Here is a 26436-nt window from a genome sequence, read left to right as displayed (position 1 = left end):
CCCCTCTTTCATTCCACAACTAGCTGTATATTTTTTGAAGAACCTCTTCTGCTCGTATAGGTTTGCAGTAATAAAAGCCTTGAATCAAGTAACAGCCATGACTTGTTAAATAATCAAGCTGTTCCTGTGTTTCTACTCCTTCAGCAATGACGTTGAGCTGCAGACTGTTCGCTAACGTGATAATCGTATTTGTGATTGCCGCATTGTTAGGATTTTTCGGCAGATCATCTATAAATGTTTTATCAATTTTCAAAGTATCCACAGGGAAGTCTTTTAAGTAACCTAAAGAAGAGTAGCCTGTGCCAAAGTCATCAATGGAGATTTGAATACCAAGCTCTTTTAAACAATGGATCACGTTCAGCGTCTTCTCGGTGTTATGAATGATCAGATTTTCTGTTAATTCCAGTTCCAGCAGCTGAGGAGGGAGACTGGTTTGTTCAAGGATGGCTTTGACTTTGCTGACAATGTTCTCCTGGCTGAACTGCTGGGGAGAAAGGTTTACAGATACAGACAGCTTTGTATACCCCTTGTCGTGCCATGTCTTCATCTGCCGGCAGGCTTCATGAAGAATCCACTCGCCCATCTGGATAATGAGGCCTGTTTCCTCAGCGAGTGGTATAAAATCTTTAGGTTTCATTATGCCTCGTTGTGGATGGTTCCACCGAAGGAGCGCTTCTACACCAATCATTTCTTGTTTTAAATAATCATACTTCGGCTGATAGACCACCCGGAGCTGATGATTTTTTAAAGCTTTATACAGGTCGTTTTCCAGCTGGATGCTTTCTATGGTTCGATCCTCTAAGTTAGGATCGTAAAGCTGAAACTGGTTGCCTGATAGTTTCTTTGCGGTGTACATCGCAACGTCCGCGTGTTTAATAAGCTGTTCAGAAGTAGTTCCATTTTCCGGATATATACTAACTCCGATACTCGTTTTCACGGCAATTTCCTGCCCATTGATATGAAAAGGGTCAGAGAATACAGCCAGTACCGCTCTCGCACAATCTGTCACATCCTGCCTTGTGCGGATACTTGGAATTAAGATGATAAATTCATCTCCTCCCTGTCTGGAAACGGTTGTTTCTTTAGGAAGACTGCTCGTCAGCCGTTCCGCTATTTTCTTTAATACTCGATCGCCGAAGGTATGGCCAAAGGTATCATTAATCTTTTTAAACCGGTCGAGGTCTAAGAAAAGAACGCCCAGTGAACGCCCATAGGATTCTGCATAGTTTAGTGCCTGATGCAGACGATCTTGAAACAGCACACGGTTTGGAAGGTTGGTTACGCTGTCATAAAACGCGTGATATTTAATCTTTTCTTCCATTTGTCTTCGGCTGGTAATGTCTTTGAAAGTCACTACATAACCTACTGTCTCCTCATTCTCAATTTGAGATGTAATGACGAACTCTACTGGAAACTCACTGTTATCTTTCCTCAGGAAATAGTCTTCTTCGGCATCTTTATTTCTATCGTCTCTCCGTCTTGGCGAAAATAACCCTGAAGCATCTGACATGTTCTCTTTGAAAATGATATGGCATGGTTTTCCTATGAGCTCTTCCCGGCTTTCATAGTTAAGGAGTTTAATTGCCGAAGGATTGCAAAACGTTATGTTCCCTTGAAGGTCTAAGCCAAATATCCCTTCACCGGCAGAGTTTAAAATAAGTTCTTTTTCTCTTCCAATCTGTTTGACTTCTTTTACAACTCGCTGTAACTCTTTATTTTTATCGGTAAGTTCAGAAGTTCTTTCAGAGATGATAAATTCTTGTTTTTCAATATAAAGTAAGTAAGAAAGCACAGGTGCTGTAGCATCTGCTATGGATTCCGCCAGCTGCATAGCCGATTCTGGGTAACGATGCCCTTTTTCGTTCAAATTGACAATTGCGATCGTACCTAATACTTTTCCGGTAGCAATCAACGGAATCATATAGAGGCCTTTGATTCCAAACCTCCGGCAGGCTTCATGGTTGGGGCGCGGGTCGGACATGGTATCATCTATAAAAATGGATTGTTTCTTCGACAATACTTCCTGAAACACTAAATCTTTTTTAAAATCTACGGAGAGGTGATGGTGGGTCCGTTTCCAGTCTTCCTCGGTCCAATCACTGTCTTTACTTAAGCTGGCAGGGTTGATGTGGCTGTTGGCAACAGGGTCTAAGAGATGGGCTCCGATATTAGAGTTTCCGAGGACTTGTCCGATGTATTCAAAGCATTTATCCATGACTTCCTCAAGTGTGGAGCATAAAGAAAGTTCACGAGTAACATTGAGCAAAAGCTGTTTATCAGCGATGAGGGACTCTTTTCTAGTCAGGTTATTAGAGTTTCTCACGGCTACGGCTGCCATGTTTACGTAAGCTTTAATAGATTCGATTTCAGATGAAGTGAGGTTCATGGGGATTCCGTAATCAAATAAGAAGACCAGGCCGTACAATCCTTCTTCGTAGGCCATTGGCAAGACTAAGAGAGACTTGATGCCAAATGCCTCAACAGCCCGTGGATCAGGTCTTAAATCCTTAGAAGTATCAGGTATGTAAATGGCTTCTTTAGTGTCAATCACTTCTCGCGCCAGGTGGTCGTGGTCGGTATCGACTACGTGCATATCGAGAGTCATTCCATTTATTATCTCGGGTTTTCCTACATAGCCTCGAAAGGTCCCGTCGGCCTGGGGAAGATAGATTCCCACTGAATCACAGCGTACAATTTCTTCAGATATCGCTGTGACGACATGCTCCAGCACTTCTTTTAATTCCAGATTCGTATTAATAAGCTTGGTAATTTGAGCAAGCCGGGAATACCTTGTTTGTTCGTTTGCCATGGTGATTCCTCCATACTGCAAAATTGGATAAAGCGTAACAAGCTTCTTCCCATAAGTCCTATTATCTATTATATCGACAATTTAATCCAAAGAATGAGTATAAAATACATTTATACTCATTCTTTTTCCTATCATATCAAATTAATAAGAAACCCGGCACCAACACCTATTAAAACAATAGCCCAGGCAGGCACCTTAAAGTAATGCAGGCAGGCAAATAGAATAACAGCCAGTGCAAAATCTGCATTGGATTGGATAGAGCTTGTAATAACAGGGTCATAAAAGGCAGCGAGCAGGATACCTACCACGCTTGCATTTACTCCCATAAGCACACCTTGGAACTTGGCTTTCTTACGCAGTTCACTCAGGAAAGGAAGAGCTGCAATTAAGAATAAGAAAGAGGGTAAAAAGATACCTACAGTAGCGACGACTGCACCCGATATACCTTGGATCATCGTGCCGAGATAACTGGCAAACGTAAACAGAGGCCCCGGCACTGCTTGTGCCATCCCGTAACCTGCCAGGAATTCTCCGGCATCAAGCCATCCTGTCGGCACAACTTCCCGCTCAATCATAGGCAGGACGACGTGGCCTCCGCCAAATACTAGAGCACCAACCCGGAAAAAGGTATCAAACATTTGGACGAGCATATTTTCAGTTGTACGTGCCAATATAGGAAGGAAAGCCAGTAGGCTGGCTAGTATAGCTAGAGCAGCAGCCCCTGCTTTTTTAGAAAAGGTGACAGGGAAGGGTTCTGCTTTTGTATCTGCAATTTTGTGAAAAAGCTTAGCTCCGAGAAGGCCTGCTGCTAGAATAATAACAATCTGCACCCATGCAGAAGGATAAAGCAGCATTATAAATGCGGCAGCCAGAGCAATGGTAATCCGCGGCGTGTCCGGTGTCAGCTTTTTTCCTAATCCAATGAGGGCATGGAGAACTACGGCAGCGGCAACAACTTTTAAGCTTTGAATAAAGCCGGCGTCACTTAAATCAAAAGACTGATACATTAACGCAAACAGGACAAGAACTAAAATCGATGGAACGGTAAAGCCGATCCAGGAGACAATCCCTCCTAATAGTCCTGCCCGCAGCATGCCGATGGCTATTCCCACCTGGCTGCTTGCAGGGCCGGGAAGAAATTGGCAGAGTGCAATGATGTCAGCATAGGTTTTATCATCCAGCCACTTTTTTCTATCGACGTATTCGTCTTTAAAGTAAGCCAGATGGGCAACAGGTCCTCCAAAAGAAGTGAACCCCAGCTTAGTAGAAGCTAATAGAACTTCTTTTAGGGATCCTTTAGGTCTACTCATGTTCATTCCTCCAATCATCTTCTAAAACTTCCAGGGCGAGCTCCCTGACTTGCTGTTTTCCTTCTTCAAGAACTCGTTTCCCTTCTTCGGTGATCGTATAATACTTCCTCACCTTGCCATTAACAGTTTCTTCATACTTATGGAGAAGACCGTTTTTGTGCAGAGATTTAAGAGTAGGGTATAGTGTTCCAGGGCTGATATTATAGCCGTGGGAAGCTAATTCCTCCATAAGGTATGCTCCATAAATGGGCTCCACATCTGCGTGATAGAGGATATGGATCTTTATTGATCCTAAAAAAAAATCTCTCAGCATAGAACAGTCTCTCCTTTTATCAGAATCCGATATCAATATACGATAATGTTGAATTTAATGCAATAAAAAATACGCAAACTTCGACAAAGTTTACGTATTCTTTACATTTTATTAATTTGTTAGAGCTTCATGAACTTTATTTAATGTCATATCGTGAGCGATGACGCCGTCGATCGTCCAGTGGCTCGGCTCATTCATAGTATAAACTTGATCTTTTTCAACGGCAGGCACGTTCTTCCATACAGAACTGTTATTTAGTACTTCAAATCCTGCTTCGTTTTCTTCACCGATTAGAAAGACATGGTCAGCGTCAAGCTCACTAAGCTTTTCTAAAGCAATGGGGTTCCACTGTTCCTGCTGCTCTAAGTTTTTAATAAACTCAGGCTGAGTAAGACCAACTTTCTCATACAAAACTTCTGCTCCATATCGTGTGGATTCGAATACATAAAATTCCTCGCCCATCGTCCAAATGAAGGCGACAGATTCATCCCCCACTGCTTCTTCAAGGCTTTCTTTCATATCCGCTGCCTTTTGGTCAAATTCATTTAATGCTTGTTCAGCCTCCTCTTGCTTGTTTAAGATCTCTCCCATTTGTGTAAGCTGCTCTCTCCAGTGAGCATTTACTTCTTCTTCCATAACGTAAGTTGGCGCTATTTGCTGATAATCTTCATAAGAACCATTTTGCAAAGAAGAAGGGGAACTGAAAATTATTAAGCCCGGGTCAGCCTCTAAAGTCTGTTCTAATGGAAGATCCCAGCTGATTTTAGGAACGCCTTCCAGTTCAGGCTGCAAATAATCAAGAACATCTTCACCAATTGACCACTGAGCAGCTGGCTTAACTCCTAAAGCTGCTAGAGAATCTTCTAAGTATGGGGCAAGTACACGTTCCGGGTTTTCGGGGAGTTTCACTTCTCCAGAGGCATGTTCAAGGGTTCGTTCTGAGGAAGCTTCTTTAGTATCCCCGGAATCTCCAGAGCTGTTTGAATCCTCTCCATTACTGCAGGCTATCAGTGCAAGGATGGACAGAAGGCTGATAAACATCCATATTGTTCTTTTCATTATGACTTTCCTCCTATGAAATTGTCTTTAAATAATTCATCTGACGATAATGATAATCATTTTCACTAAAAGAGTCAAATTCTCCACTTCCAATAACTTAGCTTGAAGATTTATTTTTTGTGCCATATACTTAGATAGTGATAATCATTCTCAATTTGATGAGTACATAGTACTGTCTTTGGAAATAGAGAGGGCTGAAATAAAGTGAGGGCAGCGGAAGAGTCTCAAGTTCCTAAGCATTTAGGAAAAGCATCATTAATATTTTTACTAGCATCAATCGGACTTGTTTTATCTTTAGGATGGTCAGTAGCACTTGGTGCGGCTGATATTCGTTTATCAACGGTGTGGGAGGCAGTGGTTAATTTCAACCCAGAAGAGGCCAGCCATCAGGTGATCCAGGAACTGAGGCTTCCGAGGGCAATTGGTGCAGCATTAGTCGGGAGCTTTTTAGCCGTTTCAGGAGCTGTCATGCAAGGGCTTACGCGTAATCCTTTAGCCTCGCCTTCCATCATGGGAGTCACTCATGGCGCCGCGTTTGCTCTCATCGTGGCTTTAGTATTTTTTCCCTCCCTTTCTTTGTCCGGGATGACGTTTGCTTCTTTTATCGGGGCTGGTTTAGCGGTCGTTCTTGTCTTTGCTGTTGGTTCTTTCTCTTCAGGGGGATTGACTCCTGTGAAACTGGCTTTAGCAGGCGTAGCGATTGGCGGAATGCTTAGTTCTATAGCCACAGCCATTTCCATGCATTTTCAAGTAGCTAAGCAAATGAGCTTCTGGTATGCCGGCGGGTTAGCAAACACGGACTGGACTTCGGTAAAAATCCTGCTCGCAGCCGGGGCGGTAGGTCTAGTATTAGCTATAGCTATTTCTAAATCTATGACCGTTCTCAGCCTGGGGGAAGACACCTCTAAGGGGCTTGGACAAAATACATTTCTTATTAAAGTTCTGGGAGTCGTTGTTGTATTCGTTTTAGCAGGAGCGGCTGTGTCTATTGCGGGTACTGTCGGTTTTGTTGGACTGGTCATTCCTCATATTACAAGGTTCCTTGTCGGTGCGGATTATCGACTGATTATTCCGATATCTGCGATTCTGGGAGGAGGGCTGTTAGTACTTGCAGATACGGCGGCCCGGCTGGTTAATGCTCCTTTTGAAACGCCCGTTGGCGCTATTACCGCCTTTATCGGTGTACCTTTCTTCCTTTACTTAGCACGCGGCGGAGAAAGGAGCGGAGTATAATGACAAGCTTTAAAAAAATGACGGCCTGGTATCTCGGGCTTGGAATTTATATTGTCGCCGTTATGCTCATCAGCTTAAACCTTGGTGCCATTCAAATAAGTCCGAGTGAAGTCTTTCAAACTTTAATCGGACAAGGAAACAGCCGGCAGGAGCTCGTTCTCTTTGATTTTCGACTTCCCGGCATCGTAATCGCTCTATTAGTAGGAATGGCTTTAAGTGTTTCAGGTGCTATTTTACAGGGGGTAACACAAAATGACCTTGCCGAACCCGGTATTTTAGGAATTAATTCCGGAGCCGGATTTGCTGTCATTCTCTATATCTTCTTTTTTCAGTCATCCATGAACTCTTTAACCGGCTGGGGCATTTGTATGCTGCCTTTATTTGGCCTTGTCGGAGCTTTTTTTGCAGCAGTTCTCGTCTACTTTCTGGCCTGGAAACAAGGGGTTGAACCGATGAGGCTCGTATTAGTTGGAATTGGTGTGAATGCGGGCTTTAGTGCGGCACTTATTTTATTTCAAGTAAAAATGAACCCGCAGGATTTTATGCAGGCGATTGTCTGGCTTTCAGGCGATATTTGGAGTCCGAACTGGGGTTTTGTAATCGCAATAGCTCCCGGGATATTACTGCTGATTATATATGGAATAGCAAAATATGCGGCCTTAAATGTTTTAAACCTGGGCGATGATGTAGCCATGGGGCTGGGGGCAGGCGTTGAGAAAGAGCGCCGGGTTCTATTGTTTGTTGCTGTCAGCCTAGCAGGTTTATCTGTAGCAGCGGCCGGGGGAATCGCCTTTCTAGGTCTTGTCGCTCCTCATATTGCCCGAAGGATTGTCGGGCCGAAGCACCAGTATTTACTGCCGCTTTCGACTCTTATTGGAGCTGCAGTACTACTGACGGCTGATACGTTAGGAAGGAATCTATTAGCGCCATCAGAGATTCCAGTAGGGATTGTAGTAACCATAATAAGTACGCCTTACTTTATTTACTTACTAATGAAAACGAAATAAAGGAGAGAGAGCATATGAAAGAACAATTTGATCTGACCATTATAGGTGGGGGGACAACAGGCCTATATGCTGCTTTTTATGCAGGAATGCGCAACATGAAGACGAAAGTAATCGAGTATCAGCCAGGGCTGGGAGGAAAAGTCTCTTTTTTCTATCCGGAGAAAAAGATTTACGATGTCGGCGGTTTCTTAGGGGTCACAGGTGAAGAGCTTGTGCATAGAGTCGAAGAACAGGCTGGAAGCATAGAGCCTGAGATCGTCACAGATGAGAAAGTTAAATCCATAGAAAAACAGGTAGATGGATCATTTATTCTTCACTCAGAAGACGGAAACCAGCACCTCTCGAAAACGGTCATCGTTGCTTCCGGTTTAGGGACGTTTGATATGAAACCGCTGAATGTACCGCAGCTGGAGAAATATAATCAGAAATTCATTCATTACACGATCCAGAATATTAAACAATATGAAGGAAAGAAAGCAGTGGTTGTTTCTGACAGCCGTGTAGGCATTGATTGGGCTTTAGCTTTAGAAAAGATTGCAAAAGAAGTCCATATAATCAATCATAGTCAAGAATTTAAAGCCGTTTATGAGCAGGATGTTGAGAGACTGGAAGCTTCCTCTGTTCGTATTCATAGAAATACGAAAGTAAGCGGTCTTGAAGGATCGGAAACAGAATTAACAGGCGTTGTTCTTGAGAATAGAGAGCGCCTCGATGCTGAACACGTTTTAGTCTATGAAGGGTTAAAAATTGAAAAAAGCCTGTATCAGGAATGGGGACTAGAGACGGAAAAAGGGCGTATCCCTGTGGAGATGAATATGGGTACAAACATAGAAGGAATATTTGCTGCCGGTGATGCAGCGCTTTATCCTCATAAAACAATGCTGATCGCTTCAGGGTTTACGGAAGCGATGACGGCGGTTAATGCAGCCAAATCATATATCGATCCTAAATCCAAATCCCAAGTTTACAGCACGGTCATCTATAAACATTCTTAAATGGTCTAGCGGTTTACGCACCTGCTGAGTTGCCTTCTAATTAGTGAACTTTAAGGCGGAAAATACGGTCAGCCTCGTCTAACCGTATTTTTTTGATGCTCTTTCTTTAAAATTAGATACTCTTCATCTTCCCGGACAGTTATCCATTTTTCTTCAAATATCTCTGCCGACCTTGCTTTTTCATGATCGATCTCCCGCTCGTTTACTTCACCTTGGTCATTATACTTTTTACCGCCTTTATAGTTGGCATATCGACGGGACCTCGTATAGCCCATTTGAAGGAACTTCCGGGCCATATCCATTCCGACAAAGTCCCCGGCTTTCTTATAGTCCAAATACATTTGATAGATCTTGTCAGAAGATTTCTTGGCGATTTCTGGTGTTTTAAACCTCCAGTGCGGAAGGATTTCGCTCTTATAAGGCTCCACCAGCAGCACTCCCTGCTCTCCAAGTCCGACCCGGTAGAGCTCAGGTTTTTCTCTGAAATCCGTGTTTTCAAAGTCGATTGAGTAATCAAACCCCATCAGTGCTTATCCTTTATATTCTCAATACCGAACATATTCAGTTCCAAGTCTTTAGACAGCTTTTTAAGCAAGGCTCCACCTGCTGTGCTGTTTCCTTTACTGTCAATTGGAGGCGAAACAACACCAATTCCCATCACTCCAGGCACCGAGCCGATGATGCTGCCTGAAACCCCGCTTTTACATGGGAACCCGACTTCTACAGCATAATGACCAGAAGCGTTATACATACCAGACGTAAGCATAATGGCTTTAACCGTACGTAAATGCTGATCAGGAATAAGTTTATTTCCATCTGGATCATATCCACCGCGGGCGAGGAATAATCCGACTCTTGCAAAACCGGTACTGTTCATCATAATGGAATTCATTCGAAAATAAAGGTCCAGTGCGTCTTCGACATCGGTTACGAGAGTGCCGGTACTCTGGAGAAAATAAGCCAGCGACCGATTGCGGGCTCCATTATTTACTTCAGCTTCATAAACTTCTTCATCCATTTTGAGCTCATTGTTTTCTGTAATGTCTTTTAGAAAGTCAAGGTAACGGCTGAAACGATTCTCTACCGTCTGACCCTTTATAAGAGAAGCGACTGAAATCGCCCCGGCATTAACCATTGGATTAAAAGGCTTCTCATTAGCTGGCGATTCCAGTGACGAAATAGAATTAAAGAAATCTCCCATAGGCTCCATTCCCACGGTTTGAAAGACTCTATCTTTTCCAAAATCCTGCAGGGCGAGCATGAGCCCAATAATTTTCGATGTGCTCTGCATAGGAACGGTCTGATCGTATTCTCCTGCCCGATATATTTCAAAGTCCGGCGTAATAATGGTTACACCTAGCATATCTCTCATCTTTTCATCCATCCGGGGGATATCCGGCTTTATTTCTCCATTTGCGGCATAAGGCTTGCTGTCTTCGATTGCTTCTTCAAGGTATTGATTACTGAGTTTTTTCATAGCCGTTCCTCCTGTGATTAGTAGTTAAATGTACCCTTTAGAGGATATGACGTAAACGTAGGCAGCAACTAAAAAAAGTAAGAGCTCTGAGGAAGAGGCTCTTACTCTTGTTGTTTTAAGTATCGCTGATCCTTTAAGAAAAGTCTCCAAAACAGGTAGAAGGCCGGTATTAATATAGCAAATCCTGCGGCATGAACGATAAGCAGCTTATAAAAAACCGTTGTATTAGTAAACGTTTCTGCCACGGTAAGGTCAGGATAAATTAAGTACGGCAGGTGAGCAGAGCCATAAGCGTATATGGCAATTCCATACTGAATGATAATAAATACCATAGCCGTGCGGGAAAGTCCCTGCTTTTCGTTCCTCTTAATGAACAGCGAAGCATAGCCAAGAAGGAAGAACAGAATAGAAAGACCAAACCAAATAGGGGTTGATTTAATATTTTCAATCAGCCATGATGCTTCAGCCGGCATCGTCCCAATTGTTAAAACAGCAATGACAATGGATACAGGTCCGAGCCATAACGCATGTTTTCGGTACGTATGGTAGGCTGACCAGTCTTTCGCTTCTTTGGCATAATCCATGAGAAAAACAGCCGAGATAAAGAGTTCTGTTGTTAAGCCAAAGGCGATGTGCATATATAGCGTTGGATGGACGAGCAGCTTGCCGTATAGAAGCTGCGGAACTTCACCGTCCATCTTTACAAATCCTCCGAGTGTAATCGGGAGGATGCTGACCAGCAGTGCAGGGATGAGTAATCCTGTCACACCAGAAGTAATTCTTAAAATTTCTCGATAACGGTTCGTATGGTTCGCAAATACCATAAAGGTCGTACGTATTGTTAATAAAACCACACCTAAACCAACAGGGACTAATAGAAGGCTTCCCAGTATATTAGTCGCGAAAGGGAAAAAGCTGACAAGAGATACGACAAAAAGGACGAGAAACACGTTGGTTACTTCCCATGTAGGTGAAAGGAAGCGGTTGGCAATATTGGCCGCACTTGTCCGACTGTTATGTGTATAGACCATACCCCAGAACCCGGCCCCGAAGTCCATTGAACCGAGCATGGAATAGATGAACAGCAGGCTCCATAAGAGCGTAATGGCTAAAGTTGAGGGTTCCATATTGGCTGTCACTCTTTTCTATTTTTTATTAAGGAAGTTATGAATTTACTGCTAAATCCTTTTCAACGGGATTTCTTTTAAAGTAATATCTGAGAACAAACCCGGTAACGAACAGCAAAGTAACATACATCGTTAAAAAGGTTACAAACAAGATGCCGACACTGTTTGATTTGGTAGAAGCTTCATCGGTTCTCAGCACATCTGTAACCGTCCACGGCTGGCGGCCGATACAGCTGAAACACCAGCCGGCCTCAATCGCAATCATCGCCAAAGGTCCGCTTGCAACAAGAAGGGCGAGAATAAAGCCAGGAAAGTCCCTTTTTAACACATGTTTCCAAAAAAGCGCTAAAAAAGAGACAACAATCAGAAGGCTTCCAATTCCGACCATGATGTTAAAGAGAATATGGACGTACAGCGGCGGCCACAGCTCTTCAGGGTATTCGTTTAAACCAATCACTTCTGTATCGAACCGGTCGCCGGCTAAAAAGCTTAACGCATAGGGAATTTCAATCGCGTATTTTACCCTCTGTTCTTCCGCAGAGGCATATCCGCCGATAGAAAGAGGGGCATAACTTGTTGTTTCAAATAAACCTTCCGCAGCGGCCAGTTTTCTTGGATTCTCCTCGTGGAGCACTTGTGCTGCCTCATGGCCGTTAATCGCAGTCGCCAGGGACATAGCAGCACCAAAGTATAAAGCAATCATTAATGCTTTTTTATGATAGTGCCGTTCGTTTTGAGAAATATTCTTTTTCAATAATCGAATGCCTGCGATGGAAGCAATTAAAAAAGCGGCGGTCATGTAAGCAGACAGCGTAACGTGGATAGCCGTTACCGTGAAACTTGGGTTAAACACAGCCTCCCAAACATTGACGTTCGTAATGGTGCCATTCTCGGAAATATCAAACCCAGCCGGTGTATTCATCCAAGCATGTACATCAGTAATCAAAATGGCTGAAGCCGTTGCACCGATTGCCACGAGGGTAATGCTCAGGAATCTCAGACCTTGCGGCAGACGGTCGGCGGCGTATAAATAGATCGACATAAAAACGGCTTCAATGAGGAATGCGAAAATTTCAATTTGGAAAGGCAGCGAGATTACCTGTCCGACGATTTCCATGAAATTGGGGAACAGCAAAGACATCAGTACGGCCACAATCGTTCCTGATGTAATCGACACCGCTAATAAAATAGCAAAGCCTTTTGTCCAGCGGCGTGCCATAAGAGCATAATCTCTATCCTTTTTAAACCAGTACATAATCTCAGCCAGAATAATCATGACGGGAATTCCTACACCGATTGTTGCGTAAATGATGTGGAAAGCCATCGAAGAACCAAATAATACCCGGGCCATGGTTACTATATCCATAACGTCACCTCATAACTCACTTTATCTAGCATCAGCCTGTCCTTAAAAGAACCTAATTAAACACAAAAAACCTCCTTCAATAAAAAGGAGGTGATTATAAGTTATTTTGTACAGTGGACCATCCATTCATCAATTGAGAAATCAAGGATACGGCCGGAATCTTCGTTAATCTGAAAATACGACTTTACTTTAGGTGAGGCATTAAGGAAAAAATTCTTTACGTGTTTTACTTCATTGTGGGGCAGGGTTCGCTCGGCCCAGTCTTTAAAGGGGAGGGTCTTCTTACGGACGATTTCCTGTTTCACAGAAAGCCGGCTGTCTTGCATGAAGTCTTTCCATTCGGATACTTTTAACGCGCGGTGGTGACTGAAATCCCGCATTTTTTCAAAAGTATTATAAAATTTATCCAAGACATCGTCTTCAGGCGCAATATTATCGACCATTATGAAGGAACCGCCTGGCTTTAATACACGATGGACTTCTTGAATAAACCGGTCAGGGTTAGGGAAATGATGAGGCGCAATCCGGCAGGTTACAGCGTCAAAAGATTCTTCAATAAAAGGGAGCTGTTCTGCATCAGCAATGACATAATATACATTGGATAGCCGCTGAAGGTATTTAGCCGTATGGCTGAGCATGTCTTTCGTAAGATCGGCGGCTATGACGGCTTTCACATCAGGGCTTAATTGCTTAGCGACATGCCCGCCGCCTGTTGCAATATCTAAGACTGTCCATGAGGCTTGAGGATTCAGCCAGTCCGTAATCGCTTGTAAATCATTCTTATTCCTATGGGTTTCGCTCGTTACATAAGCTTCTTTATTTTTGGAAAAGGTCTGCTGGGCCTGCTTTTTAATCGGATCCATCATTATTCCTTCTTTCTGTACGAGTTATTTTTATTATATGAAAAATAAAGAGATAAGAGGAATACTGGTTTTTAATCGAAACTGATAAGCTATCCTTATCAATGAATAAAATAAGAAGAAAAAAATTCTTTTCTCGGTGGCGCAGGAAGTGAAGAAGACCGTGAGACTCCTGAGAAAAACCGGGTGATCCAAGACCAAGAGGAGTGGGCTTCACGAGGAGGGGCGGGCGTTCGTCCGGGGAAAGCGAAGCGGTCCTCACTCCCGGAGCAGGGTATGAAAAGTATTGAAGACCAAATAAATAAGGCTGTCGAGATTTGCTCGACAGCCTGAATCAGGTGATTTTATTTAATAGAAAAAGTTTCTCTTTCAAGCAGGTCTTCAGGTTTTTTACCAATGTTGTCCTGGTGGAAGTAATCTCTGATGACTCCATCATGGAGGTAGTTGGCAATCGATACGATACTCATTCCTTGATCCAGCGCGAGATAAGCATTTGTCACTTCGCCGGTTTCTACATTCACAGAGTCAAGGAAACCATACTTTCCATAGGTTCCAAGGTTCTTTAATGTTTTAATATTTTCAAAGGCTTCAAGCGGTGCGTATTCTAAAGCTAAAAAGGTGGCATGTGGAGTCACTGTTCCATCAGCTCCGTAACCTTCGTGGCCTAGAGGAGCCACTCCGAATTCTTTGTAGTTATCGGGAGTAGCTGCCGGAGACATTCCCCAGGCTTCGTATCCCTGCTCCTTCGCATATTCAATTTGAATATCGACATGACGCTGGTTATTTAACCCGAGGGCGTTTTTGCCTAGTTCTTTTTCTTTAAGGACCAGAGCTGGCATTAGAGCTTCAAACATGCTGCCACCCCAGCTTGGAACGTATTTTGTGTCATTATAGCTATAGTGTCCTTCAAATACTTCGATACCGTCATAAACTTCTGTATAACCTTCAGGTGTTTGTGACTGCCAATCCCACTCGGCTGGCATAGTACGATGCATTTTCCACCAGTGAGTTTTTGGCACGTCTTCTTTACCGATAGCTAAATAACTTGCGACACGGGGCTCTGTATAAAAAGCTCCGTAGTGGTGAGCTGTCATACTATCCGTAACGGCATCATAGCCTCCACGCATTTGGCCGACTTCCGTATCGTAAAGGGTGGAGTAGTCCATCTCTTCAACGATCTGGCTTGTTTGTTCATATAGTTCAGGGTAAGCCTGTCCTGCAACAATCAGTCCAGCAGACAGCCACCCATTATCAACTGTAGAGATAAACTGGCCCCAATCCGTCATGAGGGAGCCGTCATCCGTGTAATACCAGTTGTAGAAAAGCCCGTTCCATTTTTCCATATCTTCTAATGTATCTAAAGTAGTCTTAATCTTAGAAACAGCTTCTTCTTCTGTAAGTGTACCTGCTTCTTCAGCAGCAATTGTACTCATGAAATACATACCAATGTTTGTAGGGGAAGTGTGCTTGGCAGGGTCGATCTCACCGTTATCAGTTCGAACAGCATCGTATGTAAGACCGGTATTTTCGTCTGTGAATTCTTCAAAGTAGCGGTAAGTTTGTTTAGAAATGGCTTCAAGCTGTGTGGAAAGGGCCTTCTCTTTTCCTTTATCAGAGGGGTGAGCGAACGAAGCTGTACCAAATGAGCCCATGATAAGCAGCAGAACAGTAAGTGCAAGTAAAGTTTTTTTCAAATATAACACTCCTTTATATGAATTGGTGAAACGTTTCGAATTTAAGTATACAGGATAAAAATGTAAGCGTAAACATAATACAGGGTTAATATCTGAATTTTATAAAAAGATAGAATAGTAGTAGGTAAAAAAACCTGAAAGGAGATAGGGGAAATAGTTTGGAGATGAGCGGTTTCTGTGAAAACGATTCGATATACGGGATAATCTTTTTAAAAAGAAGTGAATTTGAATTCGTTCGCGTTAAAAAAACTCCGCTTAAAGGAAGCTAAAAAGTCCTCTCTAATCTAAAAGAGCTGTTAAAGTTTGTTGTTCCGAACCGCTTGTCGGTGGATGCTTGCCGCGGGCACGGCCTCAGCTAACTTGGTCAAGAAGATCACTTGACCAAGTGTACCTTCGGCTCGCGCTGTTCCCGCAGGTGTCACCACCGATCGCTCATCGTGTAATTAACAGAAGTCACTCTTTTTTCTTGCACAATGAAAGTAATAAATTTATGAAAGAATAGAGGGCACAAATCTCTTAAAATTAGAAGAAAAGCGGTCTGGAATTTAAATTCCAGACCGCTTTTAAAAATTCTACCTTTCACAGATCTTCGGTTTTTCAGTGGCCTCGCTTTAAGCGGAGTTTTTAATCAGCAGTATTGCTCGTATGCATTCTTAAGGTTTTGAGTAATTTCTTCGACTTCGTGATCTTCAATCTCTTCACGGGGAATAAAGTGAACGACCTGGCCCTTTTTCAATAAGGCAATAGAAGGGGAAGACGGCTCATACCCTTCAAAATATTCACGCACGCGGCTTGTCGCTTCGCGGTCCTGGCCGGCGAATACAGTTACCAGCTGGTCCGGCTTTTTCTCAAAGTTTAACGATTCGCGGGCGGAAGGGCGGGCAAGGCCTGCTGCACATCCACACACTGAATTAACGAAAACGAGGGCAGTTCCTTCTGTTGTGCTGATAAACTCATCAACTTCTTCCGGTGTGGTGAGCTCTGTGAAACCCGCGTTCGTCAGTTCTTCACGCATTGGCTGAGAGATCTCTTTCATATAAGCTTCATATGGATTCATAAAATGAACTCCTCCTGTTTATTTTTGTTTAGTCGCTTGAGTCATCTGGTGCCAGACGGAACCTTTGGCTTCCTCTCCGCCTTCAATTCTTTCAATCGCCATGTTGACCTGCAGGCGCACCTCAAATTCAGGATCATTACTGGCTTCTTTAAGTGCTGGCAAGGCTGTTTCGTCTCCTAATTCATAGAGAAACATAGCCGCCCGCCATCTGACTAATCGGTTCGGGTCTTTTAGCGTTTCGATAACCTTTGACATCGCTTCTTTAAACCCTAAATCAGATAAGCAGTCACCGGCTGTTCTGCGGACAGTTACTGTTTTATCCTCCAGAGCTTTATATAAAGAGGGAAGGACTTCTGGTTCTTCGATCATTCCCAGATAAGCTGTGGCTAAGCGGCGGATGGAAGCTTTTTCATCATCCAGTGCTTTATCCAGGACGGGAAGGTCCTCAATGGTCGGATCCATTCGATCAAGGGCGGCATACCTTACCTTCCAGTCCGGGTTGTCCATCGTTTCTAAAGACACCTTTATTTTTTTCGGTTCTGATGGCTCATTTAAATCTTGGTCAAACGCTTGTTTAACAAGCTCTTTCAGGCGTGCTTCGTCGTAGCTTGCTGAGAGCTCATCTTTCACTTGTTCTCCAATTTCTTCTGCATCTCCATAACGAGGGTTCTGCTCTACCCATTTTCGCTCCATAATCATGTTGGGAGAAGCTGGAGACGCTTCCATCGCTGCATCCATAAATCGTTCAGGAAGGCCGACACGTTTTTCTTCATCGCCTTCTTCAAGCTTAACCTGCATCGGGATTCCTCTAAACATTTGTACAAATACTTTTACTTCCCCAAAAGAATCATCGGGCGTTTGCTGATTTTCTGCTGGTTCTACATGTTGTTCGGAGCCAAACACGCCCCGTACTTTTGGAAGAATTTCTTCCCAGGCTGTTTTAGGGCTGCGCTCAAGCGCAATAAAGTCGGCGACATGGTATAAGCCTTTAACGCCGTCTATTTGAAAAAGTTCATGAACAAAGCCAGGAGCCCCGTTATCAACTTCCTCTTTTTTATAGTTGTGGGTTTCTCCTGCCGGCAGTTCTTCGTTTAAATTTATTTTCATTGAGTGCGGGCTCGGGGTTGGTTCAATTGAGACAATTTTCATGATAAATTCCCCCTTCCTTAAAGGATTTATTTAAATTTTATCAAAGAAAACCTTCTATATCCATTGATAGAATCAGTATTCTCTGTACCGGAATAAATATTAGCTGGAACCTTATTTTTAAAAAGGTGAAACGTAATTCATAATAAATCGTAAAATAGTTTGGAAACAGTTGAGCGAAGGAGCGGGTTAGATGTCGGAAGGCGTCATGCAGTTAAAAGGTCTGAAGAAGACAATTAAAGGAAAACCAATTATTAAAGGCTTGGATTTTGAAATATTCGAGGGAGAGGTGTTTGGGTTTCTTGGTCCTAATGGAGCTGGGAAGACGACGACCATTCGGATGATGGCCGGCCTGATAAGCATGACCGATGGGGACGTGATCATTAAAGGTCATAGTGTGAAAAAAGATTTTAAAAAAGCGATTCGTCATGTAGGAGGAATTGTAGAAAATCCGGAAATGTACCCGTTTATGAGCGGGTATAAAAATTTGGTTCATTACAGCCGGATGATCCCCGGTATTAGTAAAGGGCGAGTGGAAGAAGTGATTCGGCTGGTAGGGCTTGAAAACAGGATGAAGGAAAAAGTATCAAAATACTCTTTAGGAATGAGACAGCGGCTTGGAATAGCGCAGGCATTATTACATAATCCTTCGGTTCTTATTTTAGATGAGCCGACCAACGGACTTGATCCATCCGGAATCCGTGAGATCCGGTCCTATATTAGAAGGCTGGCAGAGGAGTCTGGAGTATCGGTGATTGTGTCCAGCCATATTTTATCTGAAATGGAAATGATGTGTGACCGTATCGGCATCATTAAAAATGGTGAACTAATTTCCATTCAGCCTGTTCATGAGGTGCTTGGGGAATCTGATCAGAAAGAAGTGATTATAGAGGCTTCGCCGGTTGAGGAAGCGGAAGAAATTTTTAGGAAAAAGGGCGGTAAGGTTCAAAGGCAGAAGAATGAATTGATCTTTACGGCTCAAAGGGAAGAAATCCCTCTTTATGTACAGGAAATGGTTAACCACAACATCAAAATATACAGCGTGACCGTAAGACGCTCGACGCTGGAAGATAAATTTCTTGATTTGATAGGAGAGGGTGCCATTGAATAATTTTTTCCAACTTATTCGAAATGAGCAGATGAAAACCTATTCCCAGATCTCTACGTGGGTGATGGTGATTATTTTAGCCGTGATTGTTATTGGGATGGGCGTATTATTTAAAGTCGGGGGAGAAATGTCAGAAGGTTCTCAGGTGGATGGTAACTGGGAAGAACAGCTGCAGACAGAGAATGAGCGGATGAAAAAGGAAAGTCAGGAAGATGAATTCATGGCCGGTTTCAACGCTGAGCAGATGGCGATTAATGAATATCGGTTAGAGAATGATATTCCTCCTACTGAATATAATGTCTGGGACTTTGTGCTGGAGAACCAGACAAACGTATCAATCATTAGTCTTTTTACAATAATAATTGCTGCTAGTATAATTGCAAACGAATTTAGATGGGGTACAATTAAATTGCTGCTTATACGTCCGATTTCTCGAACGAAAATTTTAGGCGCAAAATATGTATCTGTACTCCTATTTGCGATAAGCATGTTATTCTTTTTATATGCTATGGCATTCATCACAGGCGGACTGCTGTTTGGATTCTCGGGAGTCAGTGAACCTCATCTGTTCATAATGTCTGGAGAGGTTCAGGAAACCCCGCAGTTTCAGCATACGGTTTATGGGTACTTATTAAGCTCAGTGAACTTGGTGATGATGGCGACTTTTGCCTTTATGGTATCTGCCGTTTTCAGAAACAGTGCGCTGGCAATCGGGATAGCCATATTCCTCATGATGTCAGGAAATGCGATCGTAGCTTTCTTTGCATCAAAGGAATGGGCAAAATATATTCTCTTTGCCAATACCAATCTGACTCAGTTCTTCTCTGGAACACCGATGATTGATGGTTTGACGTTAGAGTTTTCTATTACGATGCTCGTCGTCTATTTTGTCATATTTCTTGGATTATCCTGGATTTTCTTTACGAAACGAGATGTATCAAACGCATAAAAGAAGAGGAGTGTTGTATTTATGAAGCGAACCGTGGAAATCGTTTTTTCTGTTATTGGGGCCGTTTTATACGGACTGGTAGCTGTTTTTGCTGGAATTATGGTTAACTTCAGCGGGGATCCGAGTCTGAGGGCGGAATTTCAAAGTATCTTATATTCAGATCCTAATGTGAATCCTGAAGAAATCCCGATTGATGAAGTGATGGCATTTATTGATATGGGAGCCTGGCTGATGCTTATTTCAGCGGTTGCAGGAATCATACTGGGAATAGTGAGTATTGTATTTCTGCGCGGTAATAAAAAGCCGAAAGCAGCTGGTATTATTCTGATAGTAAGTGGAGTGATCACGGCTTTCTCAACTATCGGTTTCGCTCTCTTTGCATCGATTGCCTATGTGGTCGCTGGCATTGTAGCACTTGTCCGTAAACCGAAACAGCCGGCAGCAGAAGTAACGAATGAATCCTATTAACTTCAAAAGCACTGGACACGCGTCCAGTGCTTTTTTTAATCCAATATGCGGTTCATTTCATCGACATTTGCGACTTCCCGGTTCGCGACATTTGAATGCTGGGGCATAAGTCCATCTCCGTTACAGACTTTGCACGTGTACTGCCATTCTTCATCATCCATTAAAAGGCCGCGGCCGTCACATGCTAAACATAACTCATCTCTGCTGGACATGTTTACCACTCCTTGAAGGGTCTGTAGTAGTAAGTTGGCCCGTTTTTTCCTAAATATACATACCGTCTTAAGGACTAGGTTACTTTAAAAGGATGAAGGGAAAGAAAACATTAATTGGAGGGAAGAGCATGACAGACAATGAAGAAAAAGAAGTTAATGACGGAAATTCAACAGGAAACGATTCAAGTCAGCCTGCCAGGCAGTTTTATCTGCCGTATCAGATCGTGGATGAATTTGGAGAGAAGGGGAGAGACCATCTTAATCAGGCATTTGGTGGTCAGTTCCTGCTTGCCTTATCAGCAGGTTCATTTATGACATTCGGAGCTGTTTTTTCAATTCTGCTTGCAGAGGGAGTAGATATTAAGGGCGTTTACTACCTTCTGTCCGGTTTAGGATTTGCGACAGGATATGCTCTCGTGTTCATTTCAGGAGCTGTTTTATTTACGGAGATTAACGTACTTCTGCCATCTTATTTATTTAATAAAGCCAATTTAATGAAGGTCAACATTTATAAATTTTGGGCGAGTGCCTATATTGGAAACATCATTGGTGCTTTAGCAGTAGCTGTCCTGATTCAAATGTCGGGATCGCTTAACTCTGAATTCTATACGGAGCTGTCATCTTATTTAGATAAAAAAATGAAATTCATGGATCACGGATTAAAAGGCTGGTTCGAAGTGTTGGTATCGGGAATTCTGGCCAACTGGCTCATAGGCATGGCAGCATTTCTTACCACGGCTGCCCGCGATATTACTGGTAAAATTCTTGGAACGACACTCCCGGTAATTTTATTTGTGGCTGGTAATTTCCAGCACAGTGCGGCAAATATGGGGTATTTCAGCATGGGAATTCTCGTATCTGACAAATACACTTGGTATGAATACTTATTCCTAAATCTTATCCCGGCAAGTATCGGAAACCTGATCGGGGGAGGCATCCTCGTATCCCTGTTGTTCTCTTACGCTTATAAAGATCATATATCTACGAGCTTAGGAAAAAAATCTTCATATAAAAAATAGGATGTTAAAAAGCCCTGCCTTTTGTTAAGGCAGGGCTTTTTGCAGCTGATAGAGAGATCGGATTTTTTCCAAAGACGAAAATCACTAGTTTTTATGCGTCCCCACAAGATGTGGGGGCGTTTTTTCGCGGGAGTCCAACGTAGTCGCTCCTGAGGAATCAAATGTCACGCCTCTATTTCCATAGACTGAGTCCTGATGTTTTACAATTCATATTCTGGCACTTTAAGGCCAAGTCCATCAGCTACACGCTGTCCGTATTCTGTGTCGGCTTTATAGAAGTGTTCAATTTGGCGAAGTTTAATCTCTTCTTTTTCTACTGGTTTCATGGACTCTACAATGTTTTTCACGAGACGCGATTTCTCGTCGCTGTCCAATAATCGATACAAGTCTCCAGCCTGCGTATAATGGTCACTTTCATCGTAGCGTACGCTATCGGCATAGCCAGATACTTCAAATGGTGCCGGCTTGCTGTTTGGATCTTCTACAGGACCTCCGTAGCTGTTCGGTTCATAGTTTGGCTTGCCGCCTCCGTTGTCATCAAAGCGCATGAAGCCGTCACGCTGATAGTTACTCACTTGAGTACGCGGGCGGTTAACCGGCATTGCTTCGTGGTTAGCTCCGAGACGGTAACGGTGCGCATCTGAGTAAACAAACAGACGTCCCTGAAGCATTTTATCTGGAGATGCTTCTATTCCTGGTACGAATCGGCCAGGAGAGAAAGCTGCCTGTTCCACTTCCGCGAAGTAATTCTTAAGATTCTGATCCGTCACCATGCGTCCAACCTCAATCAGCAGGTAGTCTTTTTGTGACCACACTTTTGTTACATCGAATGGGTCGAAACGGTAGGTGTTGGCATCTTCCAACGGCATGATTTGAACATAAACCGTCCAGGCAGGATAGTCCCTTTTTTCGATAGCTTTATACAAATCGCCTGTCTTATAGTCAGGGTTTTCCCCGGCAATTCTGTTCCCGGTCTCTTCATCCAGGTTCTTGATACCTTGTTCAGACTTAAAGTGATACTTCACCCATACAGAGCTGCTTTCCGTATTCGTCCACTTAAAGGTGTGGCTTCCTAAACCGTGCATATGACGGTAGGTAGCAGGGATGCCTCGGTCTGAATGAAGAATTGTGACCTGGTGAAGCGACTCAGGTGAAAGGGAGAAGAAATCCCACACAGCGTTAGGGTCCTTCATGTTGGTCGCCGGATTTCTCTTTTGAGTATGGATAAAATCAGGGAATTTAATGGCATCTCTTAGAAAGAAGACCGGTGTATTCTTTCCTACCAGGTCATAGTTTCCGTCTTCTGTATAACACTTAACAGCAAAACCGCGCGGGTCGCGGACTGTGTCAGCTGATCCTCTTTCCCCTGCTACGGTAGAGAACCTCGTAAATACAGGAATGCGTTTCCCTACTTCATTTAAAAATTTTGCTTTCGTATAGGGTGTTACATCATTTGTGACTTCAAAAAATCCGTGAGCTCCCGCACCTTTTGCGTGAACGACTCGCTCAGGGATGCGTTCTCTATTGAAATGAGCTAGTTTCTCCAATAAGTGGACATCTTGTATAAGTGTTGGTCCACGGGATCCTGCAGTGATGGAGTTCTGGTTGTCGCCAACAGGAGCACCTGAGCTATTTGTTAACTGGTCTCTTTTTTGTTTATCTGACATTATTGGTTCATCTCTCCATAAAATTAGTGTCAATAATGATTATAATATAAGTCTTATAAAAATAAATATTTATTTATATTAATTATAAAATAAATTCTATTTTAATTTGTGGTAATGTCGTGGTAATAACAATTTGGGGAGTGTTGGTTTCTTTTAAGGATATTCTAATAAAAAGTTATATAGTGGAAGGATAAGACCATTTGATATCAATTAAAGTGATATTTTATCAATTGGAAACAAAAAAGAACTCCCTTTGATAGAGGAGTTCTTCAGCTGACACTATTCAAATAATAAGATTTCCAGATCTTTATTATAAGTGTGGACTAGCATAGCATGCAGCTGGCCGCGGTGATGGTACATGTGAGCCAGGATTTCCAGCAGCCATTCATATCGGGTATAAGTAACACCCCACCAAGATGTAATTTCGGCAAACAAATGATCCTCTGTGTAGCTTTCATATTGGAACTTCAATTGGGCGAAGTGCTCAAACAGAGCGGCCGAAATCTCCTCAGTCGTCTGAAGAGAAATAGAATCATAGAATTTCTTCATTTCTTGTTCGGATAATCCTTCGGCAATCTTCCCATCGGCAGAAGGGATAATGGCGATGTGTTCTAAAAGTTCACCGATCGAGAACTTTCCTTCGGTGGGACGGAACTTTAAATCTTCTTCATTGAGCTGGCCTAAGATTTCTGATATAGACGCTACTACGATTTCTAATTGATGGAAAGCCATTTGACAGTAATTATTCATGTTATAACCTCATATAAAAATTTTGTTACTACACATATTCTTCATTAAATGCTCATTCCCCTCTGTCTTGTGAAAATCTGTAATAAATCGACAATATTCCCCGGGAAATATTGTTTATTTTGATATTACCCAACAAAAAACCTCCTTATCGAAAACGAAAAAGGAGGTTTGCTGACAGCATTAACACGAGTGAGGGAACTTGAAATAATTTTGAATGACGTCGAGTTCTGAGTAAGGAACTCTTTGATCTTTAATAATTTGATAACCGCCAAATCCGATGCCGGTTAATAACACAACGTCTCCTTTAGAAGCCAAACCTAAAGCATAATGGATGCCGTCTTCTCGATGAAGCTTGGTATGAATGTTAGGCGCTGCTGGGTTTTTGAACCCTTTTAATACATCCTGCACAACATCCCGTCTGTTTGAAAAACCAGGCTGATCTACACTGACTATAATTTCATCAGCTAAACCTTCGACTTCCTGTGCCATCAAGGGCCGCTTATTAGGGTCGCGCAGGCCAATGCCCGTTATCATGACAATAAGCTTACGGTGGGGACTTTGTCGTACCGCTTCAATAACGTGGGACAAGGCATCTGGGGTGTGGGCGTAGTCCAAAATAATTTTAAAAGGGGCAAGGTTATGAATGACCTGGTAACGCCCTTCAGGACTTTTAATTTTAAAAATAACTGAAAGGATATCTTCTATACTGAAACCAAGCTGAAAACTAGCTCCAATAGCCGCCAATAAATTAGACACATTATAATGGCCAAAAAGGGGAGCGTGTACGTAATACTTCTTGTTGTTAACCACGAGATTGAATGCTGTCCCATTGGCCGTAGTGTGGATGTCTTCTGCTTTTAAATCAGCATTTGACTGAATGCCATAAGTCAAAACAGGGCTTTGGGAGAACTTCAGGATGTCCTGGGACATTCCGGGATCATCCAGGTTTACGACAGCCCGTTTTGACTGGGAAAATAATTTAAGCTTCGCCTGCTTGTATTTTTCCATCGTACCGTGAAATTCCAAATGCTCAGGTGTAAGGTTGGTATGAACGGCAATGTCAAAATCAATCGATGCCAGGCGGTGCTGTTCAATCGCTATGGAAGTGGATTCTATTACAGCTGCCTGTATATTATTTTTGCAATAATAATCGAGCACACGTTGAAGGTCTGGGCTTTCAGGCGTAGTAGGGACTGTTTGTTTAAAATCTTTTTTCTCTTTATCGTCCCATATGCCGGCAGTTCCTATCGAGCCTGTCCGAAACGATAACGCATTCAATATAGAATAAACAAAAGAAGTAACAGTCGTCTTTCCGTTCGTGCCTGTAATTCCAATAGTGGCCAGCTTCTTAGAAGGGCTATCGTAAAAGTTGGAGGACAGTTCCGCAAGGGCAAGTTTACTATTTGTCACTGCTATAAACGTGACATCGGGGTAAATGGTGGATTTCTTATGTAGCAGTTCTTCTGATGTTCCAATAATTACAGAGGCACCTAGTGTAACAGCCTTTTCTATGAATTGATGTCCGTCGTGATGCTCTCCTATAATACATACAAAGGCAGAGCCGGGAATTACGTCTCTTGAATCATAAACAACTGAACTGACCAGCTTGGATGACGGGCCATATACAGGAGCATCCCACAGACCGGTAAAGTGATACATTTTTTTCTCCAAATCATCAATCCTTTATGCAGGTAAATTTTACTAGATAGATTCCCGTCTTTTCGACATATTAAACTACTAAAGTGTCATATCTTTAAAAAATATAATAAAAAAAGCCTCGCTCGGGAGGCTTTTCATTATTAATATACTTTTTCCTTTTGTTTCTCTGCAAATGGGATGAACTGTTCGACAACATTATCGATAAAATCAACAGTCTGCTTATCGGTTAACTGGCCGCCTTCATCCATTTTATGCTGAATGCCGCCGATAAGAATCTCGTTGCCCGGCAGCACATTGGCTCCCATACCAGGAGCATTTAAAATTTGGCGCAGCTGCATTTGCGCGCGCACTGTACCGAGAGCTCCCATTGTGGCACCAGCAATGAAAGTGGCTTTATTCGCCATTTCGCGGTCACCTCGAGAAAGCCAGTCCAGAGCATTCTTTAATACGCCAGGGATAGAATGGTTAAATTCAGGAGTTACGATTAAGAAGGCGTCTGCATCTGCTACAGCTGCTTTAAAACGCTGTACAGAAGCAGGGGCTACATTTTCGATGTCCTGATCATAAAAGGCGACGTCGCGGATGGGTACAATCTTAATATCTAAACGGTTTTTATAACGTTCCTGAATAAACTTCGTCAATTTCATGTTATACGATTCTTTGCGAATGCTGCCGACGAGAGCTGCTACTTTAATCATAAAACATACTCCTCCTCAAAATAACTGGTCATAACTATTATAATGGCGGACCAGGCTTACTTCTAATCATCTGCCTCATTCTAGTAGAGTATAGTAAACGAAAAGGCTGCCGAATTTTGTCAAAAAAATTGTTAAAAAAACTATTGCATAACCCTCTTTATAGGTCGTAAAATTTCCTTAAATTCCTTAGTTTTAGTGGAAAACACAGCGGGAATTGATTTATATACCAAGCAAAGGAGGGTTAACCATGACTATGCTTTATTCCAAGGCGCGTGAGCTGTTTGACCAGGATTATAAAAACAGCCCGGAAGCTAAGGAATCAGAACAGGCAGCTTCTCTAAAAGTGAAGCGCACGAAAAGCGGCAAACTTCTCATGCCTTTTCGCAAAAACAAGCGAAAATAAGACAAAGAAGTGGTGACGGTAGCTATGAGAATAAACAGAATAAACGGGAA

The 26436-nt window shown here is 42.7% G+C and carries 25 protein-coding genes; 8 read left to right on the top strand and 17 right to left on the bottom strand.

Going from position 1 to position 26436, the window contains the following annotated elements:
* Positions 1 to 19: 19 nt before the first annotated feature.
* The 4 genes from HUS26_RS14820 to HUS26_RS14805 all read right to left on the bottom strand — a co-directional run bounded on the left by HUS26_RS14820 (position 20) and on the right by HUS26_RS14805 (position 5491).
* Positions 20 to 2809 (bottom strand): EAL domain-containing protein, encoded by a 2790-nt coding sequence (locus HUS26_RS14820; protein WP_173917869.1) that lies wholly within the window; start codon positions 2807 to 2809, stop codon positions 20 to 22.
* Between the two features lie 131 nt (positions 2810 to 2940).
* Positions 2941 to 4119 carry a chromate efflux transporter gene (gene chrA / locus HUS26_RS14815; RefSeq protein ID WP_371809596.1) on the bottom strand — a complete coding sequence of 393 codons (1179 nt, stop codon included), beginning with the start codon at positions 4117 to 4119 and terminating at the stop codon, positions 2941 to 2943.
* The gene (locus HUS26_RS14810) at positions 4112 to 4432 is read right to left on the bottom strand and encodes a PadR family transcriptional regulator (protein WP_173917867.1); all 321 of its coding nucleotides are present in this window, start codon (positions 4430 to 4432) and stop codon (positions 4112 to 4114) included. The genes chrA and HUS26_RS14810 overlap by 8 nt, the downstream gene beginning before the upstream one ends.
* Before the next feature lie 111 nt (positions 4433 to 4543).
* On the bottom strand, positions 4544 to 5491 hold the full coding sequence (locus HUS26_RS14805; RefSeq protein WP_173917866.1) for an ABC transporter substrate-binding protein: 948 nt from the start codon (positions 5489 to 5491) through the stop codon (positions 4544 to 4546).
* 204 nt (positions 5492 to 5695) lie between these two features.
* Here HUS26_RS14805 and HUS26_RS14800 point away from each other — a divergent pair, with 204 nt between their 5' ends.
* Genes HUS26_RS14800 through HUS26_RS14790 form a run of 3 tightly spaced genes read left to right on the top strand, consistent with a single transcriptional unit; the run spans position 5696 to position 8726 of the window.
* Positions 5696 to 6724, top strand: coding sequence for an iron ABC transporter permease (locus tag HUS26_RS14800; RefSeq protein ID WP_173917865.1), 1029 nt, complete (start codon positions 5696 to 5698; stop codon positions 6722 to 6724).
* A complete protein-coding gene (locus HUS26_RS14795) occupies positions 6724 to 7731 on the top strand; it encodes an iron ABC transporter permease (RefSeq protein WP_173917864.1) in 1008 nt (335 codons plus the stop codon). The genes HUS26_RS14800 and HUS26_RS14795 overlap by 1 nt, the downstream gene beginning before the upstream one ends.
* Before the next feature lie 14 nt (positions 7732 to 7745).
* Positions 7746 to 8726, top strand: a complete 981-nt coding sequence (locus HUS26_RS14790) for an NAD(P)/FAD-dependent oxidoreductase (RefSeq protein WP_173917863.1) — start codon at positions 7746 to 7748, stop codon at positions 8724 to 8726.
* A gap of 68 nt (positions 8727 to 8794) precedes the next feature.
* Here HUS26_RS14790 and HUS26_RS14785 read toward each other — a convergent pair whose 3' ends face one another.
* The 8 genes from HUS26_RS14785 to HUS26_RS14750 form a co-directional block, all read right to left on the bottom strand.
* Positions 8795 to 9250: a DUF4385 domain-containing protein gene (locus HUS26_RS14785; RefSeq protein ID WP_173917862.1), complete on the bottom strand. Its 456-nt coding sequence runs from the start codon at positions 9248 to 9250 to the stop codon at positions 8795 to 8797.
* The gene (gene glsA / locus HUS26_RS14780; RefSeq protein ID WP_173917861.1) at positions 9250 to 10203 is read right to left on the bottom strand and encodes a glutaminase A; all 954 of its coding nucleotides are present in this window, start codon (positions 10201 to 10203) and stop codon (positions 9250 to 9252) included. Before glsA ends, HUS26_RS14785 begins: the two co-directional genes overlap by 1 nt.
* A 101-nt stretch (positions 10204 to 10304) precedes the next feature.
* Positions 10305 to 11330 carry a cytochrome d ubiquinol oxidase subunit II gene (locus HUS26_RS14775; protein ID WP_173917860.1) on the bottom strand — a complete coding sequence of 342 codons (1026 nt, stop codon included), beginning with the start codon at positions 11328 to 11330 and terminating at the stop codon, positions 10305 to 10307.
* A 37-nt stretch (positions 11331 to 11367) separates the two neighbouring features.
* Complete coding sequence (locus HUS26_RS14770) at positions 11368 to 12696, bottom strand: cytochrome ubiquinol oxidase subunit I (protein ID WP_173917859.1); 1329 nt, start codon at positions 12694 to 12696, stop codon at positions 11368 to 11370.
* Between the two features lie 101 nt (positions 12697 to 12797).
* Positions 12798 to 13559: a class I SAM-dependent methyltransferase gene (locus HUS26_RS14765; RefSeq protein WP_173917858.1), complete on the bottom strand. Its 762-nt coding sequence runs from the start codon at positions 13557 to 13559 to the stop codon at positions 12798 to 12800.
* A gap of 341 nt (positions 13560 to 13900) precedes the next feature.
* A complete protein-coding gene (locus HUS26_RS14760) occupies positions 13901 to 15259 on the bottom strand; it encodes a glucoamylase family protein (protein ID WP_371809595.1) in 1359 nt (452 codons plus the stop codon).
* Between the two features lie 619 nt (positions 15260 to 15878).
* Positions 15879 to 16307: a BrxA/BrxB family bacilliredoxin gene (locus HUS26_RS14755; protein WP_173917857.1), complete on the bottom strand. Its 429-nt coding sequence runs from the start codon at positions 16305 to 16307 to the stop codon at positions 15879 to 15881.
* Between the two features lie 18 nt (positions 16308 to 16325).
* On the bottom strand, positions 16326 to 17456 hold the full coding sequence (locus tag HUS26_RS14750) for a conserved virulence factor C family protein (protein ID WP_173917856.1): 1131 nt from the start codon (positions 17454 to 17456) through the stop codon (positions 16326 to 16328).
* A gap of 190 nt (positions 17457 to 17646) precedes the next feature.
* Between HUS26_RS14750 and HUS26_RS14745 the strand changes: the two genes are divergently transcribed.
* Genes HUS26_RS14745 through HUS26_RS14735 form a run of 3 tightly spaced genes read left to right on the top strand, consistent with a single transcriptional unit; the run spans position 17647 to position 19978 of the window.
* Positions 17647 to 18564: an ABC transporter ATP-binding protein gene (locus HUS26_RS14745; protein WP_173917855.1), complete on the top strand. Its 918-nt coding sequence runs from the start codon at positions 17647 to 17649 to the stop codon at positions 18562 to 18564.
* Positions 18557 to 19510 (top strand): ABC transporter permease subunit, encoded by a 954-nt coding sequence (locus HUS26_RS14740; RefSeq protein WP_173917854.1) that lies wholly within the window; start codon positions 18557 to 18559, stop codon positions 19508 to 19510. The genes HUS26_RS14745 and HUS26_RS14740 overlap by 8 nt, the downstream gene beginning before the upstream one ends.
* 21 nt (positions 19511 to 19531) lie before the next feature.
* Positions 19532 to 19978 carry a DUF4064 domain-containing protein gene (locus tag HUS26_RS14735; protein WP_173917853.1) on the top strand — a complete coding sequence of 149 codons (447 nt, stop codon included), beginning with the start codon at positions 19532 to 19534 and terminating at the stop codon, positions 19976 to 19978.
* A 35-nt stretch (positions 19979 to 20013) separates the two neighbouring features.
* On the opposite strand, the gene HUS26_RS14730 is transcribed toward HUS26_RS14735, so the two are convergent.
* Positions 20014 to 20190: a hypothetical protein gene (locus HUS26_RS14730; protein ID WP_173917852.1), complete on the bottom strand. Its 177-nt coding sequence runs from the start codon at positions 20188 to 20190 to the stop codon at positions 20014 to 20016.
* A gap of 128 nt (positions 20191 to 20318) precedes the next feature.
* On the opposite strand from HUS26_RS14730, the gene HUS26_RS14725 reads away from it, so the two are divergent.
* Positions 20319 to 21209 (top strand): formate/nitrite transporter family protein, encoded by an 891-nt coding sequence (locus HUS26_RS14725; RefSeq protein ID WP_173917851.1) that lies wholly within the window; start codon positions 20319 to 20321, stop codon positions 21207 to 21209.
* A 200-nt stretch (positions 21210 to 21409) separates the two neighbouring features.
* On the opposite strand, the gene HUS26_RS14720 is transcribed toward HUS26_RS14725, so the two are convergent.
* The 4 genes from HUS26_RS14720 to HUS26_RS14705 form a co-directional block, all read right to left on the bottom strand.
* Complete coding sequence (locus HUS26_RS14720; protein WP_173917850.1) at positions 21410 to 22876, bottom strand: catalase; 1467 nt, start codon at positions 22874 to 22876, stop codon at positions 21410 to 21412.
* Positions 22877 to 23155: 279 nt separating this feature from the next.
* Positions 23156 to 23626: a DinB family protein gene (locus tag HUS26_RS14715; protein ID WP_173917849.1), complete on the bottom strand. Its 471-nt coding sequence runs from the start codon at positions 23624 to 23626 to the stop codon at positions 23156 to 23158.
* A 180-nt stretch (positions 23627 to 23806) separates the two neighbouring features.
* A complete protein-coding gene (locus HUS26_RS14710; protein WP_254434214.1) occupies positions 23807 to 25297 on the bottom strand; it encodes a UDP-N-acetylmuramoyl-L-alanyl-D-glutamate--2,6-diaminopimelate ligase in 1491 nt (496 codons plus the stop codon).
* A gap of 128 nt (positions 25298 to 25425) precedes the next feature.
* Positions 25426 to 25980, bottom strand: a complete 555-nt coding sequence (locus tag HUS26_RS14705; protein ID WP_173918867.1) for an NADPH-dependent FMN reductase — start codon at positions 25978 to 25980, stop codon at positions 25426 to 25428.
* A 250-nt stretch (positions 25981 to 26230) separates the two neighbouring features.
* Between HUS26_RS14705 and HUS26_RS14700 the strand changes: the two genes are divergently transcribed.
* Positions 26231 to 26386, top strand: a complete 156-nt coding sequence (locus tag HUS26_RS14700; protein WP_173917848.1) for a hypothetical protein — start codon at positions 26231 to 26233, stop codon at positions 26384 to 26386.
* Positions 26387 to 26436: the final 50 nt, after the last annotated feature.

This window comes from Halobacillus sp. Marseille-Q1614, from assembly GCF_902809865.1.
Taxonomy (GTDB): Bacteria; Bacillota; Bacilli; order Bacillales; family Halobacillaceae; genus Halobacillus_A.
The sequence above is the reverse complement of the archived record's forward strand: the minus strand, read 5'-3'. Positions and strand labels throughout refer to the sequence as shown.